The sequence below is a fragment of the Sporosarcina sp. P13 genome, from assembly GCF_002743055.1.
Classification (GTDB): Bacteria; Bacillota; Bacilli; order Bacillales_A; family Planococcaceae; genus Sporosarcina.
The window spans coordinates 1-2,936 of the sequence record NZ_PDYM01000072.1 but is presented as its reverse complement, the minus strand read 5'-3'; the positions used below and the strand labels follow the sequence as shown (position 1 = coordinate 2,936).

The following is a 2,936-nucleotide window of genomic DNA, read 5'->3' as shown; positions in this document are numbered from 1 at the left end:
TGGTTATAACGTTTTTGTTTCATTCCGGACACAACCTCTCTATTTATAGGATAGAGACTTAACTAACTTGTGTCCATACATCTATACTAGCTCCAAGGTTTAATTGAAGTAATCGTTCGTATTTTGGTTAATGCTTAGAATCAAAATAAGCGAATATGTTGCAGAATGGACTCTAATTACGTACAAGAATAGATCTTTCACCTAGATTACGTGAGGACCGATCTTAATTTAGGAAAACTGTTAATTTCCAATTGATGGTAACAACACCGAGACTATGGGTACACATTGATGCCATGAATATATTTTTGAGCCTACACAAACAAATTGAATAAAACAGATTATCTAAACTGATGTTAAGTACAAAGTATTGCAAACAAATCTGGGTTCGCTACTCTACTTGTAGTATTGGGCATGACAGCCTTTATAGGAAAAGCCAGCCTATGATATAGTCGGCTTCTTAATTTGGTACTTATGGCCACAGTGGCTCCAATCAAGTTGCAACAGTCTGTAGTTGCAATTGCGATCTCATGTATGACGTTTTTGCAAAATATAACTGATCAGACTTTCATAACTTACGGTTAGCAATCAAATAAATCGGAGGTTGAAATGATTTGAAGGAAAAGTGGAAAGTGATGACGATTTTCGGCACAAGACCCGAGGCGATTAAAATGGCGCCACTTGTTCTTGAACTCGAAAAGCATGCTGAAGAGATTGAATCAATTGTTACGGTAACAGCGCAACATAGAGAAATGCTTGATCAAGTGCTAGATACATTTGGTATAACACCAGATTACGATTTAAACATTATGAAAGATAGACAAACACTTATTGATGTAGCTACGCGTGGACTTGAAGGGTTAGATCGTATTATGAAAGAATCTAAACCAGATATCGTTCTTGTGCATGGAGATACGGCTACAACGTTCATTGCCAGTCTTGCAGCGTTTTACAATCAAGTAGCGGTTGGACATGTTGAAGCAGGTCTTCGTACGTGGGATAAGTATTCACCATATCCTGAAGAAATGAATCGCCAGTTAACGGGAGTGATTGCGGATCTTCATTTCTCGCCGACTGAAATGTCTGCGCAGAACTTAAGAAATGAAGGAAAATCTGAAGATAGTATCTTTATTACAGGAAATACAGCGATTGATGCATTGCAGACGACTGTTAGAGAAAATTATTCTCATCCGTTGTTAGAGGAGCTAGGGAACAACCGTCTTGTCCTGTTAACAGCGCACCGTCGTGAAAATCTAGGCGAACCGATGCGCACTATGTTCAAGGCGATAAGCCGACTTCTCGCAGAACATGAAGATATCCAAGTCATCTATCCTGTACATATGAACCCTGCAGTTCGTGAAGTAGCGGATGAAGTACTCGGTGATAATAACCGTGTGCATTTAATTGAACCTTTGGAAGTTGTAGATTTTCATAACTTTACAGCTGCGTCACACATCATACTTACTGATTCAGGTGGCATACAAGAAGAGGCACCATCTCTTGGAAAGCCAGTTATTGTCTTACGCGACACTACTGAGCGGCCAGAAGGAATTGAGGCAGGTACACTGAAGCTAGCGGGCACTGACGAAGAAACAATCTATGCTCTCGCCAATGAACTTCTAACTAATCAAGATGCATACGAAGAAATGGCTAAGGCACACAATCCATATGGTGATGGACATGCATCAGAACGTATTGTGGAGGTGCTTAAAAAGTACCTTTCTAATATGTGAGTACTGTCAAGATTTGTAGATATTATTTAAATGCCGAATTTAAAATTATGCGCGTGTAGAATTGTGTAAATAAATGCCCTTAATTCAGATTATGGACATGTAGTTTTATCGTCTGTAACATCTTTTTACCATTGAACGCCAAAATATTTCCCTGCAATGCCTCCTGTCTTCCGACACACTGAGATGGTAAACGGGGGCTTATCGTGTTAGCGGAGTTAATAGTTGTGAGTTTAGTAATTGGCCCTAGTCATTTTAAATCCTGTATCTGTGTCTCTCATGTAGGGAGAAAAGAAATTATTGAAAGGCGCATTGGTAAATGACTTGTCAATATTTAAATGAATGTTGAATGCCTAGACACACCACACCAAACACATAGTATTCGATGCATGCGAATGTTATAAATAACTTGAATTTCCGGAAAAATAACTTTTGGATTTTTATAATAATTCTTAAAAATATTGAAGGTTACTCTTTAAATATGTCGAATGAAGTCTGTATCACATATTGAATAGGAGAGTTAGTCATTGGATTTTAAGATACTGTCAAATTTACAAGGTACCGAGTTCGTATCACATTTTTATACTCAAGCAGATCCATCGTTTATGATTGTTGTTACAGGAGAAAACATGGACGGCCTGAAAAAGGGGCCAACCGTACTCTATTTGTACATGTTTTTTGATGGAGAAGTGGATCATGGTATAGACACGTTTATTTTCCTAAACCAGGAGAAAGCATGGGAGTTTATTAATAATTTACAACAAATGTCTGCGATAGAATTTATGATATATTCTATAGGTTTCCCACCTGAGATTTACTAGAGCTAAAAGTGAATAAAAACGGTGCCTGTGCACCACACAATTCAAACACTATTCAGACAATTGGATAATGTACAAGAAAAGAGTCTTTTGATCGAGAAATCGATGGAAGACTCCTTTTTGATTGCAGCCTATCAGACCAATGTAATTGCACACGAACCAACCACAATAGGTCATTAAATAAACATTCTGCTGTTCATTCCAGCTCATCAGCCAAGTCCTTCATCACGATCTTCACTTGAAATCCTTCGAAAGCTGTAAGCCCCCAATCAAACAACGCATATTTTTAAAAAGCATCTCCTAGTATGATCAATATATCAACTTTAAGGAGATGCTTTTCTATTGCAACAGAAACCATTGACCATAGTCCCCGTAAGTTTGCATTCCGCGC

Annotated in this window: 2 protein-coding genes; both read left to right on the top strand. The window is 38.1% G+C overall.

All coding sequences use genetic code 11. The features are described from left to right. Window positions 1–611 precede the first annotated feature (611 nt). On the top strand, window positions 612–1,730 hold the full coding sequence (gene wecB, locus CSV79_RS16355) for a non-hydrolyzing UDP-N-acetylglucosamine 2-epimerase (RefSeq protein ID WP_099690108.1): 1,119 nt from the start codon (window positions 612–614) through the stop codon (window positions 1,728–1,730). 524 nt (window positions 1,731–2,254) lie between these two features. Beyond that, entirely contained in the window at window positions 2,255–2,548 is a 294-nt protein-coding gene (locus tag CSV79_RS16350; RefSeq protein ID WP_099690107.1) for a hypothetical protein, read from the top strand. Window positions 2,549–2,936 lie beyond the last annotated feature (388 nt).